The following is a 3,237-nucleotide window of genomic DNA, read 5'->3' as shown; positions in this document are numbered from 1 at the left end:
GGCAGGATTTGAACCTGCGGCCTTCAGGTTATGAGCCTGACGAGCTACCGGGCTGCTCCACCCCGCGTCATTTTATGCAGCGTGTGGTTGCTGCGGCCCCGAGGGCAGTGCTGCGATCGGGGTATGATCGTTTTGAGAGAGCTGGTCTCTTTTCAGGTCTGGCGGCGACCTACTCTCCCACGTCTTGAGACGCAGTACCATTGGCGCAGGCACACTTATCGGCCGAGTTCGGGATGGGATCGGGAGTTTTGCGCCCGCTATGACCACCAGACCGGAGAAGAGACCGGGGGGTTTTACCCCCTTTCATCAGTGATTGTTCCAGGTTTTCGTCTACGTGCTTCTGACGATCCGTTTGCGCACATGGTTTGCCTTGTGGCGTCCATGTTTGCCTTGCTGTTTCCGGATCAGATCAAGCCAATCGGGCGATTAGTACCAGTCAGCTGAACGCATTGCTGCGCTTACACCTCTGGCCTATCGACGTGGTGGTCTTCCACGGCCCTCAAGGGAGACCTTGTTTTGAAGGGGGCTTCCCGCTTAGATGCCTTCAGCGGTTATCCTGTCCGCTCATAGCTACCCAGCACTGCCGTTGGCACGACAACTGGTCCACCAGTGGAGCGTTCAACCCGGTCCTCTCGTACTAGGGTCAACTCTTCTCAAGTCTCCTGCACCCACGGCAGATAGGGACCGAACTGTCTCACGACGTTCTAAACCCAGCTCACGTACCTCTTTAAATGGCGAACAGCCATACCCTTGGGACCTGCTCCAGCCCCAGGATGAGATGAGCCGACATCGAGGTGCCAAACGATGCCGTCGATATGGACTCTTGGGCATCATCAGCCTGTTATCCCCAGAGTACCTTTTATCCGTTGAGCGATGGCCCTCCCACTTGGGACCACCGGATCACTATGACCGACTTTCGTCTCTGCTCGACTTGTCAGTCTTGCAGTCAGGCTGGCTTCTGCCATTGCACTCAACGAGCGATTTCCGACCGCTCTGAGCCAACCATCGCGCGCCTCCGTTACTGTTTGGGAGGCGACCGCCCCAGTCAAACTCCCCACCATGCAGGGTCCCGGATCCGGATGACGGACCGCGGTTAGACATCAAGAGTGCGAAGGGTGGTATCTCAAGGGCGGCTCCACGGGAACTGGCGTCCCCGCTTCAATGCCTACCACCTATCCTGCACATCACAATCCTGATGCCAGTGCAAAGCTGGAGTAAAGGTTCATGGGGTCTTTCCGTCTAACCGCGGGTAGTGTGCATCTTGACACACAGTTCAATTTCGCTGAGTCCACGTCAGAGACAGCGGGGAGATCGTTACGCCATTCGTGCAGGTCGGAACTTACCCGACAAGGAATTTCGCTACCTTAGGACCGTTATAGTTACGGCCGCCGTTTACTGGGGCTTCGATTCAAAGCTTGCACCTCTCCTCTTAACCTTCCAGCACCGGGCAGGCGTCAGACTGTATACGTCGCCTTGCGGCTTCGCACAGCCCTGTGTTTTAAGTAAACAGTCGCCACCCCCTGGTCTGTGCCCCCCGCCCATGCTTGCGCACAGACGGGGCTCCCTTCTCGCGAACTTACGGGAGCATTTTGCCGAGTTCCTTTGACGTGGTTCTCTCAAGCGCCTTGGTATGCTCTACCAGTCCACCTGTGTCGGTTTCGGGTACGGTCTGATGTGGGGCTATTTCCAGGAACCTCCAGGCAGCCCAGACAATCCGATAAGCCTGAACTACGGTCGAGATCCGTCACATCCCACTGGCCCAGGAATATTAACCTGGTTCCCATCGACTACGCCTTTCGGCCTCGCCTTAGGGGCCGGCTTACCCTGCTCAGATTAGCTTTAAGCAGGAACCCTTGGACTTTCGGCGAGAGGGTCTCTCACCCTCTTTGTCGCTACTCATGTCAACATTCTCGCTTCCGATCTCTCCACCGGATGCCTCACGGCCCGGCTTCACAGAAAGCTCTCCATGTCCATGCCACCCTTGCGGATGGACAAGACATGACGAGCTGTATCACGGAACGCTCCGCTACCACGCACATCGCTGTGCATCCTGAGCTTCGGCTCGTGGCTTGAGCCCCGTTACATCTTCGCCGCAGGACAGCTTGTCTAGACCAGTGAGCTGTTACGCTATCTTTAAAGGATGGCTGCTTCTAAGCCAACCTCCTGGTTGTTTTGGCCGTCCCACATGCTTTCCCACTTAGCCACGAATTAGGGGCCTTAGCTGCAGGTCAGGGTTGTTTCCCTCTTCACGACGGACGTTAGCACCCGCCGTGTGTCTCCCGGATAGTACTCCACGGTATTCGGAGTTTGCTTAGACTCAGTAAGGCTGTGGGCCCCCATCATCCATGCAGTGCTCTACCCCCGTGGGTATTCGTCCGAGGCGCTACCTAAATAGCTTTCGCGGAGAACCAGCTATCTCCAGGTTTGATTAGCCTTTCACCCCTAGCCACAAGTCATCCAGACCCTTTTCAACGGGTGTTGGTTCGGACCTCCAGTTGGTGTTACCCAACCTTCATCCTGCTCATGGCTAGATCACCTGGTTTCGGGTCTGATCCAACGAACTCATGCGCCCTTTTAAGACTCGCTTTCGCTGCGCCTACACCTACCGGCTTAAGCTTGCTCGTTAGACCAAGTCGTTGACCCATTATACAAAAGGTACGCCGTCAGGGCTCAAGGCCCCTCCGACTGCTTGTAGGCGTCCGGTTTCAGGTACTGTTTCACTCCCCTCGTCGGGGTGCTTTTCACCTTTCCCTCACGGTACTGGTTCGCTATCGGTCAGCAAGGAGTACTTAGCCTTCGGGGGTGGTCCCCCGATCTTCAGACAGGATTACACGTGTCCCGCCCTACTTGATGCGTCCTCTGGTGCTTCGCATACGGGACTGTCACCCCTATGGTTGGCCTTTCCAGACCATTCTGCTCACACTTCAAGGCTCGGCTGGTCCGCGTTCGCTCGCCACTACTGACGGAGTCTCTGTTGATTTCCTTTCCTCCGGGTACTTAGATGTTTCAGTTCCCCGGGTTTGCTTCAAAACCCCTATGTGTTCAGGGTAATGATACCTGGTTCAGCCCATTATAGGCCACCGAAGGTGGTTATAACGGACTGTCAGGTGGGTTTCCCCATTCGGAGATCCATGGATCAAAGCCTATTCCCGGCTCCCCATGGCTTATCGCAGGGTATCACGTCCTTCATCGCCTCTTGCTGCCTAGGCATCCACCAAACGCCCTTTTCGCGCTTGA

General features: G+C 56.0%; 1 tRNA gene and 2 rRNA genes (1 of these 3 running past the window's edge). All 3 read right to left on the bottom strand.

The annotated features are described in order from the left end of the window. A tRNA-Met gene (locus EZM81_RS18385) sits at positions 1-59 on the bottom strand. A gap of 97 nt (positions 60-156) precedes the next feature. Beyond that, positions 157-271: ribosomal RNA gene (gene rrf, locus EZM81_RS17660) — 5S ribosomal RNA — on the bottom strand. Positions 272-405: 134 nt separating this feature from the next. Continuing rightward, a 23S ribosomal RNA gene (locus EZM81_RS17655) occupies positions 406-3,237 on the bottom strand (it continues 2 nt past the right edge of the window).

The sequence above is a fragment of the Tabrizicola sp. YIM 78059 genome, assembly GCF_004959785.1.
In the GTDB taxonomy this organism is placed as follows: Bacteria; Pseudomonadota; Alphaproteobacteria; order Rhodobacterales; family Rhodobacteraceae; genus Tabrizicola; species Tabrizicola caldifontis.
Note: the sequence above shows the minus strand (reverse complement) of the source record. Positions and strands in the feature narration are given on the sequence as shown.